The sequence below is a fragment of the Rhodococcus ruber NBRC 15591 genome, from assembly GCF_001894945.1.
GTDB lineage: Bacteria > Actinomycetota > Actinomycetes > Mycobacteriales > Mycobacteriaceae > Rhodococcus > Rhodococcus ruber.
The window spans coordinates 70,051-92,631 of sequence record NZ_BCXE01000003.1 but is presented as its reverse complement, the minus strand read 5'-3'; the positions used below and the strand labels follow the sequence as shown (position 1 = coordinate 92,631).

At 69.2% G+C, this 22,581-nt stretch carries 21 protein-coding genes; 17 read left to right on the top strand and 4 right to left on the bottom strand.

All coding sequences use genetic code 11. The features are described from left to right. Positions 1-63: 63 nt before the first annotated feature. From RR3_RS04030 to RR3_RS04015, 4 genes are all read right to left on the bottom strand, one after another. Positions 64-828, bottom strand: coding sequence for a crotonase/enoyl-CoA hydratase family protein (locus RR3_RS04030; protein ID WP_010594040.1), 765 nt, complete (start codon positions 826-828; stop codon positions 64-66). 9 nt (positions 829-837) lie between these two features. Continuing rightward, on the bottom strand, positions 838-1,602 hold the full coding sequence (locus RR3_RS04025; RefSeq protein ID WP_048771419.1) for an SDR family NAD(P)-dependent oxidoreductase: 765 nt from the start codon (positions 1,600-1,602) through the stop codon (positions 838-840). A 25-nt stretch (positions 1,603-1,627) separates the two neighbouring features. Next, on the bottom strand, positions 1,628-2,803 hold the full coding sequence (locus tag RR3_RS04020; protein ID WP_048771421.1) for a thiolase family protein: 1,176 nt from the start codon (positions 2,801-2,803) through the stop codon (positions 1,628-1,630). 90 nt (positions 2,804-2,893) lie between these two features. Further along, positions 2,894-3,448, bottom strand: a complete 555-nt coding sequence (locus RR3_RS04015; protein WP_040271093.1) for a nuclear transport factor 2 family protein — start codon at positions 3,446-3,448, stop codon at positions 2,894-2,896. Between the two features lie 224 nt (positions 3,449-3,672). Here RR3_RS04015 and RR3_RS04010 point away from each other — a divergent pair, with 224 nt between their 5' ends. The 17 genes from RR3_RS04010 (at position 3,673) to RR3_RS03930 (ending at position 22,576) form a co-directional block, all read left to right on the top strand. Next, positions 3,673-4,836 carry an acyl-CoA dehydrogenase family protein gene (locus RR3_RS04010; RefSeq protein WP_017680062.1) on the top strand — a complete coding sequence of 388 codons (1,164 nt, stop codon included), beginning with the start codon at positions 3,673-3,675 and terminating at the stop codon, positions 4,834-4,836. A gap of 43 nt (positions 4,837-4,879) precedes the next feature. Then, positions 4,880-5,653 (top strand): SDR family NAD(P)-dependent oxidoreductase, encoded by a 774-nt coding sequence (locus tag RR3_RS04005; protein ID WP_228287231.1) that lies wholly within the window; start codon positions 4,880-4,882, stop codon positions 5,651-5,653. A 28-nt stretch (positions 5,654-5,681) separates the two neighbouring features. Then, positions 5,682-6,707 (top strand): LLM class flavin-dependent oxidoreductase, encoded by a 1,026-nt coding sequence (locus RR3_RS04000; protein ID WP_003938470.1) that lies wholly within the window; start codon positions 5,682-5,684, stop codon positions 6,705-6,707. After that, positions 6,707-8,377, top strand: coding sequence for an AMP-binding protein (locus RR3_RS03995; protein ID WP_010594034.1), 1,671 nt, complete (start codon positions 6,707-6,709; stop codon positions 8,375-8,377). The genes RR3_RS04000 and RR3_RS03995 overlap by 1 nt, the downstream gene beginning before the upstream one ends. Before the next feature lie 20 nt (positions 8,378-8,397). Beyond that, positions 8,398-9,564, top strand: coding sequence for an acyl-CoA dehydrogenase family protein (locus RR3_RS03990; protein WP_064066546.1), 1,167 nt, complete (start codon positions 8,398-8,400; stop codon positions 9,562-9,564). A gap of 9 nt (positions 9,565-9,573) precedes the next feature. Then, positions 9,574-10,464: an HpcH/HpaI aldolase/citrate lyase family protein gene (locus RR3_RS03985; protein ID WP_010594033.1), complete on the top strand. Its 891-nt coding sequence runs from the start codon at positions 9,574-9,576 to the stop codon at positions 10,462-10,464. Further along, positions 10,464-10,931 carry a MaoC family dehydratase gene (locus RR3_RS03980; RefSeq protein WP_003938466.1) on the top strand — a complete coding sequence of 156 codons (468 nt, stop codon included), beginning with the start codon at positions 10,464-10,466 and terminating at the stop codon, positions 10,929-10,931. The genes RR3_RS03985 and RR3_RS03980 overlap by 1 nt, the downstream gene beginning before the upstream one ends. 1 nt (position 10,932) lies before the next feature. Continuing rightward, positions 10,933-12,414, top strand: a complete 1,482-nt coding sequence (locus RR3_RS03975) for an aldehyde dehydrogenase family protein (RefSeq protein ID WP_064066547.1) — start codon at positions 10,933-10,935, stop codon at positions 12,412-12,414. Between the two features lie 73 nt (positions 12,415-12,487). Further along, a complete protein-coding gene (locus tag RR3_RS03970; protein ID WP_010594031.1) occupies positions 12,488-13,699 on the top strand; it encodes a CaiB/BaiF CoA transferase family protein in 1,212 nt (403 codons plus the stop codon). A 129-nt stretch (positions 13,700-13,828) separates the two neighbouring features. Then, on the top strand, positions 13,829-15,151 hold the full coding sequence (locus RR3_RS03965; protein ID WP_010594030.1) for an acyclic terpene utilization AtuA family protein: 1,323 nt from the start codon (positions 13,829-13,831) through the stop codon (positions 15,149-15,151). Next, positions 15,148-15,468, top strand: a complete 321-nt coding sequence (locus RR3_RS03960; protein WP_003938462.1) for an AtuA-related protein — start codon at positions 15,148-15,150, stop codon at positions 15,466-15,468. The genes RR3_RS03965 and RR3_RS03960 overlap by 4 nt, the downstream gene beginning before the upstream one ends. Then, the gene (locus RR3_RS03955; RefSeq protein ID WP_064066548.1) at positions 15,465-16,946 is read left to right on the top strand and encodes an aldehyde dehydrogenase family protein; all 1,482 of its coding nucleotides are present in this window, start codon (positions 15,465-15,467) and stop codon (positions 16,944-16,946) included. Before RR3_RS03960 ends, RR3_RS03955 begins: the two co-directional genes overlap by 4 nt. Further along, positions 16,943-18,613, top strand: coding sequence for an AMP-binding protein (locus tag RR3_RS03950; protein ID WP_064066549.1), 1,671 nt, complete (start codon positions 16,943-16,945; stop codon positions 18,611-18,613). Before RR3_RS03955 ends, RR3_RS03950 begins: the two co-directional genes overlap by 4 nt. Continuing rightward, complete coding sequence (locus RR3_RS03945; protein WP_017679803.1) at positions 18,598-19,674, top strand: LLM class flavin-dependent oxidoreductase; 1,077 nt, start codon at positions 18,598-18,600, stop codon at positions 19,672-19,674. Before RR3_RS03950 ends, RR3_RS03945 begins: the two co-directional genes overlap by 16 nt. Beyond that, a complete protein-coding gene (locus RR3_RS03940) occupies positions 19,671-20,945 on the top strand; it encodes a cytochrome P450 (RefSeq protein ID WP_017679802.1) in 1,275 nt (424 codons plus the stop codon). Before RR3_RS03945 ends, RR3_RS03940 begins: the two co-directional genes overlap by 4 nt. Positions 20,946-21,176: 231 nt before the next feature. Then, entirely contained in the window at positions 21,177-22,004 is an 828-nt protein-coding gene (locus RR3_RS03935; protein ID WP_017679801.1) for a mycofactocin-coupled SDR family oxidoreductase, read from the top strand. A 41-nt stretch (positions 22,005-22,045) separates the two neighbouring features. Then, positions 22,046-22,576 carry a nuclear transport factor 2 family protein gene (locus tag RR3_RS03930; RefSeq protein ID WP_064066551.1) on the top strand — a complete coding sequence of 177 codons (531 nt, stop codon included), beginning with the start codon at positions 22,046-22,048 and terminating at the stop codon, positions 22,574-22,576. Positions 22,577-22,581 lie beyond the last annotated feature (5 nt).

Sequence of the window (22,581 nt, the reverse complement as noted above, 5' to 3'; positions counted from 1 at the left end):
GAATGCGGGGCACGAATACGAGACGGGGCCCGGGGAGAGATCCCCGGGCCCCGTCTCGTTCGGTCAGCGTCCCTGCCAGACCGGTTCGCGCTTCTCCTTGAACGCCAGTGCGCCTTCCTTCGCGTCGGCGGAGGAACGCACCGGTTCGTAGATCTCGCGCATGCGCTCGAACTCCTCGTCGTTGGACCAGTCCCGGGCCTGCGCGATGATCTGCTTGGTGGCGCGCACCGCGAGCGGGCCGTTCTTCGCGATCGCCTTCGCCAGCGCGACGGCCTCGGCCAGCGCCTGCCCCTCGGGGACGAGCCGGTTGAGCAGCTTCGCCTCGTACGCCGTGTGCGCCGTGAAGTACTCGCCGGTGAGGCTCCATTCGACGGCGAGCTGATGGGGAACCTTGCGCGGCAACCGCAGCAGACCGCCACCCCCGGCGAGCAGGCCGCGCTTGACCTCCGGCAGGCCGAAGACGGCGGTCTCCGATGCGACGACGAGGTCGCACGCGAGCACGATCTCGAAACCGCCTGCGACGGCGTGCCCTTCGACCGCCGCAACGATCGGCTTGTCGGAGGATTTCTCGGTGATGCCCGCAAAGCCGCGACCTTCGACCGAAGGGCGTTCGCCGGCGAGGAAGGCCTTCAGGTCCATGCCGGTGCAGAAGGTCTTCCCGGCACCGGTGACGACGCCGGCGACGAGATCGTCGCGGGCGTCGAGTTCCTCGAGGGCGGCAGCGATCGCGACGGCGGTCTCGGTGTTGATCGCATTGCGCACCTCGGGCCGGTTGATCGTGATGATCTGCACGCCGTCGGACTGTTCGACGTGTACGGGGGTGTCCATGTCTGTCTCCTATCGGGGCTGCATGCGGATCGCACCGTCGATGCGGATCGTCTCGCCGTTGATCATCGCGTTGTCCACGATCGACAGGGCGAGCTTCGCGTACTCGTCGGGCTGCCCGAGCCGGGCGGGGTGCGGGGTCTGGGCGGCGAGACCGTCGCGGATCTCCTGCGAGAACCGGGACAGGATCGGCGTGTCGAAGGTTCCGGGGGCGATGCTGTTGACCCGCAACAGCTTCCGCGAGAGGTCACGGGCGGCGACGAGCGTCATGCCGACGACTCCGGCCTTGGCGGAGGCGTAGGGGATCTGGCCGATCTGACCCTCCCAGGCTGCGACCGACGCGGTGAGGACGACGACGCCGCGTTCGCCGTCGACGGGTTCGTTGTTCACCATCCGGGCCGCCGACAGGCGCAGCACGTTGAACGAGCCGATCAGGTTGATCCGGATCAGGTTCTCGTACATGTCGAGCGAGCCGGGGGTGCCGTCCTTCTCGACGACGCGGACGGTGCCGCCGCGGCCGGCGCAGTGCACGACGGCGCGGAGGGGAGCACGTTCCTCGGCCGCGTCGAGCGCGCGGTTCACCGCGTCGGGATCGGTGACGTCGGCCGGGGCGAACACGGCGAGCTCACCGAGTTCCTTGGCGACGACCTCCCCGTCCGAGGTGGGCAGGTCGAGGATCACCGTCGGCACGCCGAGGCCGACGAAGCGCTTGACGGTGGCCAGGCCGAGGCCGGAGGCCCCGCCGGTGACGACCGCCGATCCGTTGGTCATGTCCATGACTTCTCCTGTCTGCAAAAGGAATTCAGAGTCGTTCCACGATCGTCGCGTTGGCCATGCCGCCGGCCTCGCACATGGTCTGCAGGCCGTAGCGGCCGCCGGTGCGTTCGAGGTGGCTGATCAGCGTGGTCGCCAGCCGGGCCCCGGACGCGCCCAGCGGGTGCCCGAGGGCGACGGCGCCGCCCACCGGGTTCAGGACGTCGTCGGACGCACCGATCTCGCGCTGCCAGGCGAGGGGGACGGACGCGAACGCCTCGTTGACCTCGAAGGCGGCGATGTCTGCGACCGACAGGCCGGCCCGCGCGAGGACCTTCTCGGTGGCGGGAATGGGGCCGGTGAGCATGAGGGTGGGATCGTCACCCACGACGGCGGAGGCCACGATCGCGGCCCGGGGGCGCAGACCGAGGGCGGCGGCTTTCGCCTCGGACATGATCAGCAGGGCGGACGCGCCGTCGGAGATCTGCGAGGAGTTGCCTGCGGTGACCTTCCAATCCAGGTCGGGGAAGCGCTCACGCCAGGTGTCGGTGCCGAAGGCCGCGGGCAGTCCGGCGAGGCGCTCGGCGGTGGTGCCCTCACGGATGGTCTCGTCGGCGGTGACCACCCCGGTGGGGGTCGTGACGGGGACGATCTCGCCGTCGAACCATCCGGCGGCACGGGCGTGTGCGGCGCGCTCGTGCGAGCGGGCCGAGTACTCGTCCAGCTCGGCCCGGCTCAGGGCCCACTTCTGCGCGACGAGTTCCGCCGCGATGCCCTGCGGGACGAGATCGGGGAAGCGCTTGCGGACGGCGGGGCCGTGCGGGTCCTTGCCCATCGCCGCCGATCCCATGGGGACCCGGCTCATCGATTCGACGCCGCCGGCGACGACGATGTCGTACGCCCCGGCGGCGATGCCCTGGACCGCGAAGTCGATCGCCTGCTGGCCGGAGCCGCACTTGCGTTCGACGGTCACCGACGGCACGTGGGTGGGAAATCCGGCCGCGAGCAGGGCCTGCCGGCCCGGGGTGGCGGACTGTTCGCCGGACTGGTTGACGCAGCCGATGACGACGTCGTCGATCAGCCCGGGGTCGAGGTCGTTGCGGGCGACCAGTCCGGCAAGGACTTGGCCGAGCAGATCGCTGGGGTGCACGCCGGCCAGAGCGCCCTGCGCTCTGCCCCGGCCGACGGGGGACCGGACGGCATCGACGATGACGGCGCGGGTCATGGGCTCTCCTCCACTCGCGGGACTAATTCATGATGATGGTTACTATAGACCACGACCCTACGCCCGATATGGCGTGCATCACACCGAGGGTCACCGGTAGGTGGACCAGGTGGGCAGGCTTTCGGGGAAGTCGGCGCGCTGGGGGTGGGTGCCGGGCCACTGGATGCGTTCGGTCGTACACAGTCCTGCGTTCATCTTCTCGAACGGCACGGCGTACATGAACCGCAGGCTCCGTCGCCGGAACAGCCATCGGTCACGGTCGCGGACGTACTCGTCGGAGTACCGGTACGCAGCCATCACGAGCGTGCCGTCGAGTGCGAGTTCGGCTCTGCCCGTGAGCAATCCGCGAGCAGTGTCACCGTCGACGCAGATCTGGTCGCTGAGCGGGGAGTGCAGGGTCAGGCTGTACCTGTCCATGGCGGCGACGTAGAACTCGCGGATCTCCTCGTGCCCGTGGGCGACGGAGCCGGCCCGTTCGAATTCGCCGTCCTCGGTGAACAGCGACAGCAGCGTCTCGATGTCGTGATCGTCCACCGCGATGGCGTAGGCGGCGACGAGGTCCTGGATGCGGGCGCGGTCCTCGAGTCGGGTGAGGCGGCGAGCCAGCTCCTCGAGGGTGCCGGGACGCGGATCGACGGTCGTCATGTGACCTCCCTGAATAATGATAACGATTGTGATGTATTACACATCATGACGTGCAGTCGGGGAAGGGTGACGCTCCGGCGGTGCCGCACGACACGAGAGAAGTGCGGGGCAACCCGTTGCCTCTTAATCATTATCATGGTTAGTATGTGAGTCATCGAACTGAGTGACCTTGACCACACCTGGCGGGCGCTTTAGGTTAATGATGAACACAGAAAGGTGGGGACATGGCGAAAGCGCACGTCGACGACGAGCTCCGGGACATCCGTGCGGCCGCGGCGACCGTAGCCCGGGAGCGCTACGCACCGAAGGCTGCGCAGTGGGATCTCGAACGCACCGCCTTCCCGCACGACGAGCGCCGCTTCCTCGGCGAACTGGGGTACCTCGGCATCTCGTTGCCGGAGGAGTACGGAGGCTCCGGCGCCCCGCTGTCCCACGCCCTGGCGGTGATCGAGGAGTTCGCGAAGGTCTGCCGGCCGGCGGCCTTCCAGATCTTCGAATCCAACACCGGGCCGGCTCAGGCCATAGCCCGACTCGGCACGGAACACCAGAAGAAGACGTTCCTGCCGCAGATCGTCGCGGGGGAGAAGACCATGGCGGTCGCGATCTCCGAGCCCGACGCCGGCTCCGCCGCCACCGACATGACGACCAAGGCCGTGCGCACCGACGAGGGTGTCGTGCTCAACGGCATGAAGCGGTGGATTTCCAACGGTAGCGAGGCCGACGTCTACCTCACCTACTGCCGCATGGGCGACGCCCCCGGCGCCAAGGGCATCGGAGCAGTCCTCGTCGAGGCCGACCGGCCCGGCATCAGCTACGGCGCGCGCGAGAAGCTCATGGGCTTCCGGGGCATCCCGTCGGCCGACATCTTCTACGACGACGTGGTCGTCCCGGAGGAGAACATCGTCGCGGAGGCCGGTGGCTTCCGGAAGTTGTTCGGGGCGTTCACCATCGAGCGCCTGGGCAACACGACCATGAGCCTGGCCATCGGACAGGAGGCGCTCGACCGCACCCTCACCTACGTGCAGGAGCGCCACCAGTTCGGCAAGCCGCTCGTGGAGTTCCAGTCCGTCCAGATGACCCTCGCCGACATGGTCCTGCAGGTCGAGGCCGCCCGTCTGCTCCGCGACCGCGCCGTCGCCAACATCACCGACGGCCTGCCCGACCCGCTCGAGGTCTCCCTCGCCAAGTGCACCGCCAACGAAATGGCCAAGCGCGTCACCGACCTGGCCATCCAGCTGCACGGCGGCAACGGGTACACCGAGGAGTTCGGAATCGAGCGGCTGCACCGCGATTCGCACGGGTGGGCGCTGGCCGGCGGCACACCGACCATGCAGCGCACCCGGATCGTCTCCGAGCTCCTCGGCCGCACGTTCGATCAGCGCGCCTGACATTGCAATCAACGAAGAACTTATCGAGAACGAGGTGAACGAAATGCTGGGTCGTTACGAGGGACGTATCGCCGCGATCATCGGCGGCGGTTCGGGCATGGGCCGCGCGATCAGTCATCGCATCGCCCAGGAGGGCGGTCACGTGTACGTCGCCGACCTGTCCGAGGACGGGGCGGTCGCCGTCGCCGAGGAGATCCGGGCCGAGGGTGGTCAGGCCACTCCGATGCGGGTGGACGCGACGAACACCGCCGATCTCCGCTCGCTGTTCGGCAAGATCGACGCCGACCACGGCGTCCTGCACGCACTGCACGCCCAGGTCGGCATGCCCGGCCCCGGCGGCCTCGACGTGGACGACGCGCAGTGGGAGAAGAACATCGCGGTCAACGTCAAGAGCGCGTACTACTCCACGACGCTCGGGTTCGAGCTGCTGAAGAAGGCCGAAGGCAAGGGGTCGGTGACGCTCACGTCGTCGACGTCGGCGCTCATCGGTTCGCCCTTCAGCCCGATCTACTCGATGACGAAGGGCTCGCTCGTCCCGTTCGGCCGCTCCCTCGCCCTGCTCGGCGCGAAGGACGGCATCCGGGTCAACGTCATCTGCCCGGGACAGGTCGTCACCCCGATGCTCTCGCAGTTCTTCGGCCGCGAGCCCGGCGCCGACGTCTCGGCTCTGACCAAGGACTTCGTCGCCACCATCCCGCTGGGCCGGGGCGCGCAGCCGGAGGAGATCGCCTCGGTGATCGCCTTCCTCAACAGTGACGATGCCAGCTACATCACCGGCGTGACCATTCCGGTCGACGGCGGACTCACCGCTCAGTAACGACCACTTCGACCGGGAGGACAGGACCATGGTTCAGGTCGGCTTGCTGCTCAGCGACGTTCCGAAGTCGGTGAGCCCCGCACAGCAGTTCAAGGATGTACTGCGCATCGTCGATGCGGCGCAGGAGAACGGCTTCACATACATCGCGATCGGTCAGCACTTCCTCTACGGGGAACTGCGGTGGCTGCAGCCCGTGCCGCTGCTCGCCCGCCTCGCCGCGCACGTCGAGCCGAACGTCAAGCTCGTCACCCAGATCATGATCGCGCCGCTGTACCACCCGGTGATGCTGGCCGAGGAGATCGCCACGCTCGACGTGGTCACCGAGGGCCGGTTGATCTTCGGTGCCGGGCTCGGCTACCGGCCCGAGGAATTCGACTACCTCGGCATCCCGTTCAAGCAGCGCGCCGGGCGGTTCGACGAGTCGCTGCAGATCATGAAGAAGCTGTGGACGGAGGAAGAGGTCACCTTCCACGGCAAGTACTTCCAGCTCGAGGGCGTCAAGCCGCACCTGTTCCCGGTGCAGGATCCGCACCCGCCGATCTGGATCGGTGCGCACGCGATGGGCGGTGTCCGCCGTGCCGGCAAGTACGGTGACGCCTACGCGACACCGCCGGAAACCCCGAAAGAGGAAGTGCTCGAACGCTTCCGGGTCGTCCGTGATCTCTTCGCCGAACGCGGCAAGGAATTCGGTCCCCAGCCGCTGCGCCGCAACGTGCTCGTCGCCGACACCCGCGAGCAGGCGATGCAGGAATACGCCCGGGTGGCGCAGGGCCGTTACCTCACCTACGCGAACAAGGGCCTCGACGTCATGAAGGGCACCGACCTCGAGAACGAGTTCGCGAAGGCGGTGTCGAGCCACGCCGTCGTCGGTGACCCCGAGCAGGTCGTCGCGCAGCTGACCGACCTGGTGACCACCATGCCGGTCGACCCGCTGCTGATGCGTCCGCAGTGGCCGACGATGGACGCGGACGAGACCATCGCGGCCATCGCCCGGCTCGGCAAGGAAATCGTTCCGTCGATCACCGCGATCCCCGCGAACCGGGAGTTGTCCTGATGCAGACCTACACCGACCTGAAACCGACCTTCACCGATCCGGAGGACTGGACGCTGAACCACGTGCTGCGCACGTACGCTGCGTCCCAGCCGGATTCGGAGTTCCTCGTCACACCGGAGGAGAACCGGCGCTTCACCTACGCCGAGATGCTCTCCTCCGCCGAGCGGATCGCGAGCACCTGGTACCGTACCGGTGCGCAGCAGGGCGAGCGCGTCGTCATCATGGCGCAGAACTCGTCCGAGCTCGTGCGCTCCTGGTTCGCCACGGCCGTCGGCGCGCTCGTCGAGGTGCCGATCAACACCAACTACGAGGGCGAGTTCCTCCGTCACCAGGTGGTGACCGTCGAGCCGCGGTGGGCGGTGATCGACGACACCTACGCCGAACGCTTCGTGACGATCGCCGAGCATGCGCGCGGCATCGAGAAGTTCTGGGTGATCGACTCGGGCACCGGAAACCGGGACCGCGCAGTCGACCTGCTGCGCGCCCACGGGTGGGACGCCGAAGCGTGGGAGACGCTGGAATCGGGCGAGGTGCAGGAGCTTCCGCAGGCCCGGCCCCAGGATCTCGGGGCGATCTTCTTCACCTCCGGGACCACCGGCCCGTCCAAGGGCGTGGCCATGCCGAACTCGCAGTTGTACTTCTTCGCGCAGGAGGTGGTGTGCTTCACCCGGCTCACCCGGGAGGACACCTACCTCACCACCACCCCGCTGTTCCACGGCAACGCCCAGTTCATGGCGGTCTATCCCGCACTGGTGGCCGGCGCGCGGGCCGTGGTGCGACCGAAGTTCAGCGCGAGCCGCTGGATCGACCACGTGCGCGACGACGACGTCACCGTCACCAACTTCGTCGGGGTCATGATGGACTTCGCGTGGAAGCAGCCGCCGCGCGAGAACGACCTGGACAACCGCCTGCGCTGCGTGTACGCGGCGCCCACGGCGTCCTCGATCGTCGACGAGTTCAAGAAGCGCTACGGCATCGAGGCGTTCGTCGACGCGTTCGGGCTGACGGAGACCTGCGCACCGATCGTCGCGCCCTACGGGGTGCCCCGCCCGCCCGGCGCGGCGGGACTCGCCGCCTCGGAGTGGTTCGACATCCGCCTGGTCGATCCGGAGACGGACCGCGAGGTCGAGGTCGGGCAGGTCGGCGAGCTGGTCGTGCGTCCGGTGCAGCCGTGGACGTGCAGCATGGGGTACTACAACATGCCGGAGAAGACGCTCGAGGCGTGGCGCAACCTGTGGTTCCACACCGGCGACGCCCTCAAGAAGGACGAGGACGGCTGGTTCTACTTCGTCGACCGCTACAAGGACGCGTTGCGCCGGCGGGGCGAGAACATCAGCTCCTACGAGATCGAGCAGGCGGTCCTCGGTCACCCGGCCGTCGTCGAGTGTGCGGTGATCGGTGTCCCCGCCGACGTCGAGGGCGGTGAGGACGAGGTCCTCGCGACGGTGGTGGGCACCGGTGACGTCGGCCCGGAGGAGATCCTGGCCTGGTGCGACGGCCGGATTCCGGCCTTCGCGATCCCGCGCTACCTTCGATTCGTCGGCGAACTGCCGAAGACGCCGTCGGAGAAGGTCCGCAAGGCGGTCCTGCGCGAGGAGGGCATCACCCCCGACACCTACGACCGCACCGCGGTCTCCGACAGCGACCGCACCGCGGTTCCTGCGGTCTGACGGCAGGAAAGGCAACCGAGATGGACTACAGCAAGAACGAGACGCACGAGGAGATCCGGCGGGGGATCCTCGATCTGTGCAAGCGGTTCCCCGACGAGTACTGGGCCGAGCACGACGAGTCCCACGAGTTCCCGTGGGAGTTCTACAACGCCATGGCCGAGGGCGGCTGGATGGGTCTGACCGTCCCGGAGGAGTACGGCGGCGGCGGTCTCGGCGTCACCGAGGCCGCGATCGTCGAGCGGGAGATCGCCGCGTCCGGCGCCGGCATGGGCGGGTGCAGCGCGGTACACATCGGCATCTTCGGGTTCGAGCCGATCATCCACCACGGTTCCGAGGAGATGAAGCGCAAGTACCTGCCGCGCGTCGTCACCGGTGAGCTGCACACGTCGTTCGCCGTCACCGAGCCGGACGCCGGCACGGACACCACCAACATCCGCACCTTCGCCAAGAAGGTCGACGGCGGCTGGCTGGTGTCCGGCAAGAAGGTGTGGATCACCAAGGCGCAGGAGGCCGAGCGCATGCTCCTGCTGTGCCGCACCAGCCCCCGCGACGAGAACGCCAAGCGCACCGCCGGCATGACGCTGATGTTCGCCGAGATGGACCGCAGCAAGGTGCAGATCCGGCCGATCCCCAAGATGGGCCGCAACGCCGTCGACACCAACGAACTGTTCATCGACGAGCTGTTCGTCGCCGACGAGGACGTCGTCGGCGAGGTCGGGCACGGCTTCCGCACGATCCTCGGCGGCCTCAACGCCGAGCGGGTCATCTCCGCGAACGCCGCGCTCGGCATCGGTGAGGCGGCGCTGCGCCGCGGCGTCGACTACGCCAAGCAGCGCGAGGTCTTCGGCCGTCCCATCGGGCAGAATCAGGGCATCGCGTTCCAGCTCGCCGAGGCGCGCATCCGGCTCGACGCCGCCGAGGCGGTCCTGGACAAGGCGACGTGGATGGTCGATCAGGGACTGCCGTGCGGCCGCGAGGCGAACGCGGCGAAGTTCCTGTGCGCCGAGGCCGGCTTCTACGCCGCGGACGTGGCTCTGCAGACCCACGGCGGCTTCGGGTACGGCAAGGAGTTCCACGTCGAGCGGTACTTCCGCGAGGCCCGCCTCATGCGGATCGCGCCGATCAGCCAGGAGATGGTCCTCAACTACACGGCCGAGCACGTGCTGGGCCTGCCGCGAAGCTACTAGGAGGGCGACGTGCAGCCGTATCGTTCGATCCTGTTCGTCCCGGGGCACCGCCCGAAGTGGGTGGACAAGGCGATCGCCGCCGGCGCCGACTGCGTGGTGCTCGACCTCGAGGATTCGGTGCCCGCCGCGGAGAAGGCGGCGGCCCGCGCGACCGTGGCCGAATCCATCGCCCGCGTGCGTGAAACGAACCGGGAAGTCGGGTTGTTCGTGCGGGTCAACCCGCTCGCGACCCGGCTGACCGGCGCCGATCTCGAGGCGGTCGTGGTGCCCGGGCTGACCGGAATCTTCGCCCCGAAGATCGAGCAGGCCACCGACGTCCTGCGCTACGACGCCCTGCTCGACCACTTCGAGATGCGAAACGGCGTCGACGGGCTCGAGTACATCGTCCCGGTCGAGACGGTGCGCGCCATCCACAACTGCCTCGAGGTGGCCACCGCATCGCCGCGCGTCGGTGCGATGATCGGTCCGTCCGCCGAGCACGCCGACATCGCCCGCGAGGTCGGCTACGAGTGGACCCCGGAGGGGCAGGAGACGCTCTACCTGCGCAGCCGGGTGCTGCTCGCCTGCCGGGAGGCCGGCATCCACGCCCTGACCGGTCTGTGGGAGGATCTCGAGAACCTGGACGGGCTTCGCGACTTCGCGGTGCGCGGCCGCCGGCTCGGGTTCCGCGGGATGATTGCGATCCACCCCTCCCACGTGGCCACCGTCAACGACGTGTTCAGCCCGTCGGAGCAGGACCTCGAGTTCTACCGCGGGCTCGCCGAAGCCTACGAGAAGGCGGAGGCGGAGGGCGTCGGTGCGCTGCGGTATCGCGGCCTGCACATCGACAAGGCCCACTACGACAAGGCAATTCAATGGCTCGAGCGAGCCGAGGCGATCCTACGGAGAGGTGAACGGTGATGCGCGGTCTGTACTTCGAGGAGTTCGAGGTCGGGAAGCACTACAAGCACTCGATGACCCGCACCGTCACCGAGATGGACAACGTGATGTTCACCTCGCTGACGATGAACATCCAGCCGCTGCACCTCGACGAGGAATTCTGCAAGACGACGATCCACAAGCAGCGGGTGGTGAACAGCCTGTTCACCGTCGCGCTGATCGGTGCGTTCCACGTTCCCGAGCTGACCATGGGGACCACCCTCGGGAACCTCGGCTACGACAAGGTCAAGTTCCCGAATCCGGTCTTCCACGGCGACACCCTGCGTGCGGAGACCACCATCCTGAAGAAGCGTGAATCCGAGAGCCGCACCGACAGCGGCATCGTGTGGTTCGAACACCGCGGCTTCAACCAGCGCGACGAACTGGTCTGCCTGCTCGAGCGCGTCGGCCTGATGGCCAAGCGCCCCACCACCGAGGAAGGTGCCTGAGATGACTGCAGCGCCCGAAACCGAATTCCCCTTGAAGGACTGGGTTCCCGAGACCCGGACCCTGCTGATCGGCGACCGGGAGGTCGAGCCGGCCGGTGACACGTGGGACGTCTACAACCCGGCCACCGAAGAGGTCATCGCCACCGTCGGCGGCGCCTCCACCGACCAGGTCGACGACGCCGTCGCCGCGGCCCGCGCCGCCTTCCCGGCCTGGTCGGCCCTGAGCGGCGAGGAACGCTCCCGCCACATCCACCGCTTCGCCGACGTGCTCGAGAAGGCCGCCGACCGGCTGCTGCCCTCGATCGTCAACGAGGTCGGTACCCCGGTCTCGCTCGCCGAGTACCTGCAGGTCAAGATGGCCGTCGACGAGCACCTCCGGTGGGCGGCCGAAGCGGCGAAGACCGACCGCACCGTCCACCTCGGCGAGTACGACAAGCCGGTGCCGACGATGAGCGACGTCGTGTACGAGCCGGTGGGTGTCGTCGCGGCGATCACCGGCTACAACTACCCGCTGAACCTGGCCATCTTCAAGTTCGGCGCCGCGCTCGCCGCCGGCTGCACCGTGGTGCTGCTGCCGTCCCCGCGCACCCCGCTGACCACCCTCTTCCTGGGCGATCTGATCCGCGAGGCCGGCCTGCCGCCGGGCGTGATGAACGTCGTCATCGGCGGCGCCGACGTCGGGCAGCGGCTGTCCTCGCATCCCGGCGTGGACCGGGTGTCCTTCACCGGATCCGACGGTGTGGGCGCGAAGATCATGGAGCAGGCCGCCGCGAACCTGGCCGGGGTGACCCTCGAGCTCGGCGGCAAGTCGCCGAACATCGTGCTGCCCGGTGTGGACGTGCAGAAGATCGCCGTCGAGATGCACCTGCGCTGGTCCCGCAACGGCGGGCAGGGCTGCGCGGCCCTCGCCCGGCTGCTGGTGCACGACTCGGTCTACGACGATTTCCTCGAGGCCGGCGCGTCGGCTTTCGACCAGATGGTCGTCGGCGACCCCTGGGACCGTGCGACGAACATCGGCCCGATGATCCGGCCCGACCACCAGAACCGCGTGCAGGGCTTCATCGACAGTGCGGCGGCCGAGGGCGGCAGGAAGCTGCTCGAGGTGACCAAGCCGGTGCCGGAGAAGGGCTGGTTCGTCAATCCGGTTCTGCTCGGCAATCTTCCGCACAACGCGCGTGCGGTGCAGGAGGAGATCTTCGGCCCCGTCGCGGTGATCCTGCCGTTCAAGGACACCGAGGAGGCCATCCGCCTCGCCAACGACACCCCCTTCGGTCTCGCCGCGAACGTCTGGTGCGACGACCCGGTCGAGGCGCGCCGCGTGGCCGAGAAGATCCGGGCCGGAACGGTGTGGATCAACGGCGGTGGCGCCATGCGTCCGGACGCGCCGTTCGGCGGCTACGGGCGCTCGGGCGTCGGCCGTGAACTCGGCGAGTGGGGGATGCGCGAATACCTCGAGGTCAAGCACATCCAGTGGCGGATCTGATTCGCCGACAGGGTATTCGGCACCATCGCATTCGGCCGGGCCGAATCGGACGACAAAGCTAGGAGAGACGACGATGAACGCATCCGCTGCGGGCCCGCTCGCGGGCGTCAAGGTGCTCGAACTGGGCACCATGTATGCCGCCCCCACCGCGGGGCGCATGCTCCGCGACTTCGGTGCCGAGGTGGTCAAGGTCGAGGATCCGACGACCGGCGACTTCGCGCGCCAGTGGGTTCCGCAGAAGGAGGGGCTGTCGCTGGGCTTCTCCCGGCTCAACGCCGGGAAGAAGTCCCTCGGCATCGACCTGCGTTCGCCGGAAGGCCGCGACCTGGTGCGCCGGCTCGCGGCCGAGGTCGACGTCGTCGTCGAGTCGTTCCGTCCCGGCCGGCTCGAGGAGTGGGGCCTGGGCTACGACGTGCTGAGCGCGGACAACCCGGGATTGGTGCTGGCCCGGGTGTCCGGGTTCGGGCAGACCGGGCCCAATCGGAGCCTGCCGGGCTTCGGCACCGTCGCCGAGACGGCCAGCGGTTTCGCCCACGTCAACGGCTGGCCGGACTCGCCGCCGACCTCCCCGCCGTTCGGGTTCGCCGATTCCATCGCCGGGCTGTCCGCCGCGATGGGCGTGGCGATGTCGCTGTACAAGCGGGAGCGCACCGGGCAGGGCGACGTCGTGGACGTCGCGCTGTACGAGCCGCTGATGTTCATCATCGGCGACATGTTCCTGCGCTACACCGCGCTCGGGGAGATCCAGCAGCGCATCGGCAACGCCACCGGCGCGGCGTCGCCGCGCGGCATCTACGAGGCCCAGGACGGGCGCTTCCTGTCCATCGCGGCGTCCAATCAGGGCATCGCCAAGCGGCTGTTCGCCGCGATGGGACGGCCCGAGATCATCGAGGATCCCCGCTACGCCACCAATGCCGCGCGTCTCGAGCACAACGACGAGGTGCAGGCGATGGTGAAGCAATGGGTCGGCTCGATGCCGCGGGCGAGCGTGCTCGAGACCCTGGAGAAGTTCGAGGTCGTCAGTGCGCCGGTGAACGATGCCGCGGACGTCGTCGCCGACCCGCACTTCCAGGAACGCACCCTCGTCGAGATCACGGGCAACGAGATCATGAAGGGCGTGCTGATGCCGGGACCGGTGCTGCACCTCGGCAGCTACGACGGCCCCGACTACGACGGGGTGCCCACCATCGGCGAGCACACCGCCGAGGTGCTCTCGGACCGGCTGGGGCTCACCGGGGACCAGCTTACGGCGCTCGCCGAGGCGGGCGTGATCGGCAAGTCCTGACAGTCGCACGGGCCGCAGTCCGAGAATCGATGCGGTGGACCGGAATCCGCCCACGACACGGCGTGCGCGGATTCCGGTCGTGCGCACATTTCCGTGGTTCGCCGACGCACGCGACGAGACGAGGTAGCAATGCATCTGAGTATCGGTTCGGGGTCGGCGTACGCCAACGACCGCCTCGAGACGGCGGCCGCCATGGCCGACAGCGGCCGGGTGCAGTACATGGGTTTCGACTGCCTGGCCGAACGCACGATGGCGCTGGCCCAGATCCGCCGCCTGCGCGATCCGTCGACCGGCCAGGACGAGCGCATCTCCGCCCTGGTGCCGATCCTGCGCCGATTCCTCGCATCGGGAGGCCGCGTCGTCGGCAACTTCGGTGCCGCCAATCCCGACGCCGCCGCAGCCGAATTCGCCGAGAACCTCCGCGCCCTGGGGCTCGGGGGAACCCGGATCGGCATCATCCGCGGCGACGACGTGCGGGCGGCCGTCACGGAAGCCGACGTCGCGCTCCCCGAACTCGGCACCACCACCCGGGCCGTCGCCGACCGGATCGTCTCCGCCAACGCCTACATCGGGGCCGACCCCATCGTCGACTGCCTCCAGCAGGACGCCCAGATCGTGCTCGGCGGTCGGATCGCCGACCCGTCCCTGTTCGTCGGGCCGATCTGCCACGAGCTGGGATGGTCGCTCGACGACTGGGACCGCGTCGGCACCGCGACCCTCGCCGGGCACCTGCTCGAGTGCGGCGTCCACAGCACCGGCGGCAACTTCGAGGACCCGCCCTACCGGGTCGTCCCCGACCCCCACAACCTGAGCTTCCCCCTCGCCGAGATCGACGACGACGAGCTGATCGTCACCAAGCTCGACGGCACCGGCGGCGCCGTCGACCTGCGCACCACCCGCACCCAGCTCTACTACGAGATCCACGATCCCGCTCGCTATCTCACGCCCGACGTGACCGCCGACTTCAGCGACGTCCGGATCGAACAGGCCGGGCCCGACCGGGTGCGCCTGTCCGGCGCCCGCGGCTCCGCCCGCCCCGACACCCTCAAGGTGCTCGTCGGCGTCGACCTCGGCTACAAGGCCGTCGCCGAGATCTCCTACGGCGGTCCGGGCTGCGTCGACCGCGCCCGGCGCGCCGAGGAGATCGTGCGCCGGCGCCTCGAACCGATCCGGGCGCAGATCGACGAACTGCGGATCGAACTGCACGGCGTCGACACCCTGTTCGGTGATCGCATCGCCGGCGGCGAGCCGGCCGAGGTCCGGCTGCGGCTCGCGGCCCGTGCGCTCGACCCCGACGTCGCCAAGGCCGCCGCGTACGAGGTCGAATACCTGTACTTCGGTCCCGCGGGCGGGGGCGGTGTGGTCACCTCGGTCGTCCCCGCCGTCGTCGTGACCCCCGCCCTGCTGCCCCGCAGCGATGTCCCCCTCTCCGTGGAGGTGACTACCGCATGAAACTTCGTGACGTCGCGTACAGCCGCTCCGGCGACAAGGGCGACACCAGCAACATCTGTGTGTTCCCGCACGACGACGCCGACTACGAGTGGCTCCGGTCGGTGCTCACCGAGGACGTCGTCGCGAAAGCCTTCGGCGATCTCGTCCAGGGCGAGGTGATCCGCTACGAGATCCCGGTGAACTGCTGCCTGAACTTCGTCCTCACCCGCGCGCTCGCGGGCGGCGTCTCCAAGTCCCTTCGGGTGGATCCGCACGGAAAGTCCTACCAGTCCCTGATTCTCGACATCGACGTACCCGGACGCGAGGAGAAGCGATGATCGACGATCTGTTCGCGCGGGTGGCCCAGGGTCCGTCCGTGCACGTCGGTGGCGGATGGGAGAGCGGGCGGGGTGAGACGTTCGAGTCGATCGATCCCGCCACCGAGGAGGCGCTGGCCCGGTGGACCGGCGCCGACCGGGAACAGACCGAAAGCGCGGTCACGGCCGCCCGGCGCAGCTTCGACGCCGGGGAATGGCGGGCCGCGTCCCCGGACCAGCGCGCCGAGGTCCTGCGGCGGCTGGCCGAGCTGATCGACGAGCACGCCGATCAGCTCACCGGCCTGGTCGTGCGGGAGGTCGGATCACCCGTCGGTCTGGCCCGCACCCTGCAGGTCGCGCAACCGGCGATCAACTTCCGGTGGTTCGCCGACGCGGCGCTGCGCGGTCCCCGCGGCGGTTACCAGGAGCGGCTGCCCGGCATCCGCGGAGCGGTGTCGTCCGAAAGCCTGCTGCTGCGCGAACCGATCGGGGTGGTGTCGGCGATCGTCCCGTACAACTACCCGCTGAACATGATCTCGTGGAAGGTGGCACCCGCGCTCGCCGCCGGCTGCAGCGTCGTGCTGTTGCCCTCGCCGCGGGGCACGCTGTCCGCGCTGGCCTTCATGCATCTCGCCGCCGAGGCCGGCCTGCCGCCGGGTGTGCTGAATCTGGTGCCGGGCGGGGCGGACGTGGGTGAAGTGCTCACCAGGCACCCCGGCGTCGACATGGTGAGCTTCACCGGATCCTCCGCCGTCGGCGCGACCGTGATGGCACAGGCCGCGGCCACGCACAAGAAGGTCGTCCTCGAGCTCGGCGGCAAGTCCCCCAACATCCTGCTCCCGTCGGCGGACCTGTCCGCCGCCGTGGGGCCGTCGATCCTGCGGTTCTGCCGCAACGCGGGCCAGGGCTGCGGTGCCACCACCCGGATCCTCGTACCACACGAGCGGATCGACGAATTCCTGGATCTGGCCGCCGGTTTCATCGAGGGAAACGTGCCGACCGGCGACCCGTGGGACGAGCGCACCGAGGTGGGTCCGCTGATCTCCGCCGAGCATCTCGCCCGCGTGCTCGGCTGCCTCGACCGCACCGTCGCCGCCGGCGGCCGCGTCGCGGTCAGTGGCGAGCGACCGGTGGGCAAGGGCTGGTTCCTGCCGCCCACTCTGGTGACGGGCGTGGACAATTCCGCCGAGATCTCCCGGGAGGAATTGTTCGCCCCCGTCGCGGTGGTCCTGCCGTACCGGGACGTCGAGGAGGCCGTGGCCATCGCCAACGACTCACCGTACGGGCTCAACGCGAGCGTCTTCGGTGATCACGCGGAGGCGGTGGCCGTGGCTCAGCGCCTCGACACCGGCACCGTCGCGATCAACGGCGGCGGCCCGATGCGGGCCGACGTGCCGTGGGGCGGATCGAAGCGCAGCGGTACCGGCGTCGAGATGGGTGAGGACGGATTCCTCGAGTTCTTCCGCGTCAAGCACCTGAACTGGCAGGTGCCGGCATGACGTCCGAAGCCCCGACGCCCCCGCGGGCTCTCGCATACCCGATCCTCGACCGCCCGGCGACGGATCGCGCGCTCGGTGCGTACACCGGCGACCGCACGGTGCCGTGGCTGCTCGACCGGTGGCGCACCGACCGGCCGGACAAGACCTTCCTCGTCTGGGAGCCGCATACCGGCGCCGGGGCACAGCGCTGGACCTACGCGGAATTCGGCGCCGCAGTCGATCGGCTCGCGGCTGGACTGCAGGCCCGCGGCATCGCACCCGGCGACCGTGTGGTGCTGCTGATGGACAACTGCCCCGACTTCCTCGTCGGATGGGCAGCGATCGTGTCGGCCGGCGCGGTCGCGGTGTGTCTCAACACCCGCAGCAGCGCCGACGAACTCGCCTACTACGACCGGCACTGTGCGCCTCGCGCCGCGCTGGCCGGAACCGGTCTGGCGGAGATCGCTCGGGACGCCATGCCCGGGCTCGAGTGGATCGCCGCGTCCGGCGGCACCGACAGCCTCGTCGTCCCGGCCGCGGCGTCCCCGGCGCCGACCGGAACGACCTGCGCTCTGGGCGAGCTGAGCGGAACCGGCGCGGCGCCGGCACCGGTGTCCGTCGATCCGCTCGCGCCCGCGAGCATCCAGTACACCTCCGGGACGACGGCGCGACCGAAGGCCGTGGTCTGGACGCACGCCAACTGCCTGTGGGCCGCCCAGGTCAATTCCGCGCACGCCGGTCTGCGCGGGACCGACGTCGGGCTGATCACCCTGCCGCTGTTCCACACCAACGCCCTGGGGTACTCCTTCCTGGGACTGCTGTGGGTCGGCGCCACCGCGGTGCTGACGCCGAAGTTCTCCGCATCCCGCTTCTGGGACGTCTCGCTCCGGCACCGGTGCACGTGGGCGTCGGTGGTGTCGTTCATGCTCCGCGCCCTGGCCGGCGCGCCGGTCCCGCCCGACCACACCTACCGGCACTGGTCGGGCAGCGCGGCCCAGCGGCCGGTGAGCGGCAGGATCCGCACGACGGGCTGGTTCGGCATGACGGAAACCGTCTCGCACCCCGTCGTCAGCGAACTGGCCCATCCCGACCCCGACGGGACGATGGGACGTGCGGCACCCGAGTACGTCGTCGCCGTCGTCGGCGCCGACGGTCGTCCCGTGGAGCCGGGCACGGTGGGGGAGCTGTGGGTGCGGGGTACGCCGGGGGTGTCGCTGTTCGCCGGCTATCTCCACGACGACGACGCCACGCGCGCGGCCTTCACCGCCGACGGATGGTTCCGCACCGGCGACCGGGTGCGCCAGGACCGGTCCGGTCAGTACTGGTTCGTCGAGCGATCCAAGGACATGCTCAAGGTCGGTGGGGAGAACGTCGCCGCAGCCGAGGTCGAACGCGTGGTCGCCACCGTGCCGGGGGTCCGGGAGGTCGCCGTCGTGGCGAAACCCGACCGCATGCTCGGCGACGTCCCGGTCGCGTTCGTGATCGCGGACGGCGCCGCGCCCGGCGACCTGCCCGCCGAGATCGACCGGGTGTGTGCCGAACTGCTGTCCGACTTCAAACGGCCACGTCAGATCCATCTGGTGCCGGAGTTCCCGCGCGCCACCCTGAACAAGGTCGCCAAGGCGAAGCTGCGGCACTGGCTCCTCGAGCCGCCTGCGGAAGCGAGGAAGACATGGACCTGGGTGTGATCCTCGGCGACGTGCACACCACGCTGTCGCCGCGCGAACACCTCGACGGACTGCTGCGACAGGTCGAGGCGGCGCAACGCAACGGTGTGCGCTACATCGTGATGGGCCACCACTACATCTACGGCAATCTGCGCTGGCTGCAGCCGATCCCCACGCTCGCCCGGATCGCGGCCGAACTGGACCCCGGCGTGAAGATCGGGACGATGGTGGTGCAGGTGCCGCTGTTCCATCCGGTCGCACTCGCCGAGGAACTCGCCACCCTCGACATCCTCACCCGCGGCAATCTCATCGTCGGTGCCGGCGCGGGGTATCGGCGTGAGGAGTTCACCGCCTTCGGTGTCGACTTCGATCAGCGGTTCGCGATGATGGACGAGGCGCTGCAGATCGTGCGGATGATGTGGACGCAGGACGAGGTCGACTTCCACGGCAGGTTCTGGCGTCTCGACGGCGTGAAGACCCACATCCGCCCCTGGCAGGACCCGCATCCGCCGATCTGGATCGGTGCGCTGCGGGATTCGGGTGTCCGGCGGTCCGCACGGCTGGGGGACGCGTGGCCGGTGACACCGGAGACACCGACCGAGGACATGCACCGCATGTTCGGCGTGTACGCGGCGGCCCGGCGCAGGCACGGGCGACCGCCGGTCGCGCGGCATCCGCTGCGCCGCGAGATCGTTCCCGGCGCCACCACCGAAGACGCGTTCCGGCGCTTCGAATTCATGGCACGGGACCGCCTCCTGGCCTACGCCCAGCGCGAACTGGCCACGCGCGATGCCACCGCCCTCACCGACAGGTTCCGGCAGGTCGCCGCGAAGGAGGCGATCATCGGTACCGCCGACGACTGCCTCGACCAGTTGCGCACCCTCGCGGCGCAGGTGCCCGTCGACCCGGTGATCGTCCGGGCCCAGTGGCCCGACATGACGGCCGACGACGTCGTCGCGTACCTCGACGATCTCGGCCGGGACATCGTTCCCGGCATGCGGGAGATCGTGCCGGTCGACGCCCGTGCCGTGGTGGACCACTCGGAGATCCCGCACCCCGGCCCGACAGGAGCACCCCGATGACGGTCGACGACCGAAGCGCCGAACGACATTGTCCCGCGGTCGACTTCGACCACAATTCGGCGTCGCACGCCGAGGACACGGTCGGCTCCTACCGGCGGTTGCGGGAAGCGGGACCGGTGATCCGGTCCACCCGGCACGGGGGCTTCTGGGTGCTCACCGACTACGAGGGCGTCTTCGAGGCCGCCCGCGAGGACCAGATCTTCTCGTCCGCGCGGTGCCCCTACGGTGGCGAGGGCCTGGCCACCGTCATCCCCAAGACGCCGGTGAACCACCACATCCCCGTCGAACTCGACCCTCCGGAACATCGGAAGTACCGCAAGCTGATCAACCCGCTCACCGCCCCGGCAGCGGTCGAGCACCTGCGGCCGGTGATCGAGAAGTACACGACGCGGTTCCTCGACGACGTGATCGAGGACGGCGAGTGCGACTTCGCGACGGTCATCGGTGTTCCCGCGGTGGTGACGATCGACTGGCTCGGTCTGCCTCCCGAGGACTGGGAACGGTACGCGCACGCGCATCACGCCGCGCTGTCCGACCGACCCGGAACGCCGGAGTTCGAGCACGCGATCGCCGTCGAGTTTCCTTGGATGGAGGAACAATTGCGCGCCGCGATCGCCGAGCGGCGTACGTCTCCGCGGGAGGACGTGCTCAGTCGTCTCGTGGGCTCGGAGGTGGACGGCCGGCCGGTCACGGACGACGAGGTCTTCGCCATCGCCGAACTGCTCGTCTCCGGCGGCGTGGGTACCACCGCCTCCCTCGTCAGCCAGACTCTCATGTACCTCGACCGTCATCACGACCTGCGCCGCACCCTGGCCTCGCATCCGGAGAAGCTGCCGCGCGCGATCGAGGAATTCCTGCGGGTCTTCTCGCCCACACAGGCGCTGGCCCGCACCGTCACCCGGGACGTGGAGTTCCGCGGGCACGACTTCCGCACGGGCGACCGCGTGCTCCTCGGCTGGGCGTCGGCGAATCGCGACCCGAAGGCGTTCGAGGACCCGGACACCGTGGACATCGAGCGGTGGCCGAATCGGCACACGGCGTTCGGGATGGGTGTGCACCGATGCGCGGGCGCACACATCGCCCGTGCCCTGTCGCTCGAGCTGCTCGGTCAGATCCTGAGCCGCATGCCGGACTACGAGATCCTGCACGACGAGGTCGTGCCGTTCCCGCATCAGGCGGTCAATCCGGGGTGGAAGCGCATCCCCGCGCGCTTCACGCCGGGCCGGCGCCGCGGAGCCCGTGCTGCGGGCGATCTGCGAAATCCCCACTGAACGACGGCCGTACGGCGCGTGTCCGTCGGCCGGAACGGTCGCTCCGGCCGGCATGCTTCCCGGGTTCTGCCGTTGACTCACCGGGGTGTGATGTGAGCATAATCATATGCACAGATTTCTTCCGCTGTTGTCTTCGCGCAGTTCCCGGCGCGGTGCGCCACCGGCGATCGACGCCGGTACGTCACGACCACCCCGTCCGGGACGCGAACCGAACACCGAAAGGCTTACACCGTGGGATTCGACGGCATGGTTGCATTCGTCACCGGTGCGGCGAGAGGGCAGGGACGCAACCACGCGGTGCGCCTCGCCCGGGAGGGCGCCGACATCATCGCACTCGACCTGTGCGCGCCGGTGCAGGGTGCCCCGTACGACATGGCCACCCGGGCGGACCTCGACGAGACGGTCCGGCTGGTGCAGGCCGAGGGGAGGCAGATCGTCGCCGCCGAAGCGGACGTGCGGGATTCGGCAGCGGTCGCAAAGGCCGTGGCGGCGGGCGTCGAACGGTTCGGCCGCCTCGACGTCGTCGTCGCCAACGCGGGGATCGCCGGCAGCTATCCGGTCGAGGATCTCACCGACGACATCTGGCGCGACATGATCGACATCAACCTCACCGGCGTGTGGAACACGGTGAAGGCCTCCGTCCCGCACCTGCGGGCGGGCGGCCGCGGCGGCAGCATCGTGCTGATCAGTTCCATCGCGGGACTGAAGGGGCTGCCGAACAACGCCCACTATGCCGCTGCCAAGCACGGTGTGCTGGGCGTGATGCGCAGCCTCGCCAACGAACTCGGACCCGAGGGCATTCGGATCAACGCGGTCCTGCCGACCAACGTCGAGACCCGGATGCTGCTCAACGACGCGATCTACAAGCTGTTCCTGCCGGACGAGGTGCAGCCCACCCGCGAGCAGGTCGAACCCCTGCTGCACGGCATGCACGCCCTCGACGTCCCGTTCGTGCAGCCCGACGACGTCAGCAACGCCGTCCTGTTCCTCGCCGGATCCCAGTCCCGCTACGTCACCGGCATCACGATGCCGATCGACGCCGGCGCATTGGTGAAGTAGTGCCGGGCCCCGACATGCCCTCAGCAACAGGAGGATCCGACATGCGCGACACCCGGGACCGTCACCCGCGACGGACTGCGGACGTCCTCGAGATCCGCGAACTGGCCACACGGTACGCCCTGGCCGTCGACGACCACGACATGGCGACGCTGGCCGCCCTGTACACGCCCGAGGCAGCATTCTGCGGTCTGACCGAGACGCTGCGCGGACGGGACGCGATCGTCGCCTACGTGCGGACCGCGCTCGACGGCTACGACGGCGTCAGCGTGCACACCCCGCACCCCGGCACGGTGGATTTCACCGGCGAGGACACGGCACGCGGCATCGTGCCCTGCCACGTCGAGTTCGCCCGGGCGGGCGTGCAGAGCATCCTCGCCCTCCGGTACCACGACCGCTACGTCCGGCAGGACGGCCGCTGGTACTTCGGTGAACGCCGGCTCGAGGTCCGGTACGCGACACCGACCACCGACTACGGGACGGTTCTCACCGCTGCGACAGCACCCGAGCCCTCGCGTCCCACCACGCAGGACGGACGGCGTCGACCGAGTCCGTCCGCCGTCGTCGTCGACTGAACCAC

Coding starts and splice junctions, on each gene's coding strand:
- RR3_RS04030 (WP_010594040.1), bottom strand. CDS start 828: ATGGACACCCCCGTACACGTCGAACAGTCCGACGGCGTGCAGATCATC.
- RR3_RS04025 (WP_048771419.1), bottom strand. CDS start 1,602: ATGGACATGACCAACGGATCGGCGGTCGTCACCGGCGGGGCCTCCGGC.
- RR3_RS04020 (WP_048771421.1), bottom strand. CDS start 2,803: ATGACCCGCGCCGTCATCGTCGATGCCGTCCGGTCCCCCGTCGGCCGG.
- RR3_RS04015 (WP_040271093.1), bottom strand. CDS start 3,448: ATGACGACCGTCGATCCGCGTCCCGGCACCCTCGAGGAGCTGGCTCGC.
- RR3_RS04010 (WP_017680062.1), top strand. CDS start 3,673: ATGGCGAAAGCGCACGTCGACGACGAGCTCCGGGACATCCGTGCGGCC.
- RR3_RS04005 (WP_228287231.1), top strand. CDS start 4,880: ATGCTGGGTCGTTACGAGGGACGTATCGCCGCGATCATCGGCGGCGGT.
- RR3_RS04000 (WP_003938470.1), top strand. CDS start 5,682: ATGGTTCAGGTCGGCTTGCTGCTCAGCGACGTTCCGAAGTCGGTGAGC.
- RR3_RS03995 (WP_010594034.1), top strand. CDS start 6,707: ATGCAGACCTACACCGACCTGAAACCGACCTTCACCGATCCGGAGGAC.
- RR3_RS03990 (WP_064066546.1), top strand. CDS start 8,398: ATGGACTACAGCAAGAACGAGACGCACGAGGAGATCCGGCGGGGGATC.
- RR3_RS03980 (WP_003938466.1), top strand. CDS start 10,464: ATGCGCGGTCTGTACTTCGAGGAGTTCGAGGTCGGGAAGCACTACAAG.
- RR3_RS03975 (WP_064066547.1), top strand. CDS start 10,933: ATGACTGCAGCGCCCGAAACCGAATTCCCCTTGAAGGACTGGGTTCCC.
- RR3_RS03970 (WP_010594031.1), top strand. CDS start 12,488: ATGAACGCATCCGCTGCGGGCCCGCTCGCGGGCGTCAAGGTGCTCGAA.
- RR3_RS03965 (WP_010594030.1), top strand. CDS start 13,829: ATGCATCTGAGTATCGGTTCGGGGTCGGCGTACGCCAACGACCGCCTC.
- RR3_RS03960 (WP_003938462.1), top strand. CDS start 15,148: ATGAAACTTCGTGACGTCGCGTACAGCCGCTCCGGCGACAAGGGCGAC.
- RR3_RS03955 (WP_064066548.1), top strand. CDS start 15,465: ATGATCGACGATCTGTTCGCGCGGGTGGCCCAGGGTCCGTCCGTGCAC.
- RR3_RS03950 (WP_064066549.1), top strand. CDS start 16,943: ATGACGTCCGAAGCCCCGACGCCCCCGCGGGCTCTCGCATACCCGATC.
- RR3_RS03945 (WP_017679803.1), top strand. CDS start 18,598: ATGGACCTGGGTGTGATCCTCGGCGACGTGCACACCACGCTGTCGCCG.
- RR3_RS03940 (WP_017679802.1), top strand. CDS start 19,671: ATGACGGTCGACGACCGAAGCGCCGAACGACATTGTCCCGCGGTCGAC.
- RR3_RS03930 (WP_064066551.1), top strand. CDS start 22,046: ATGCGCGACACCCGGGACCGTCACCCGCGACGGACTGCGGACGTCCTC.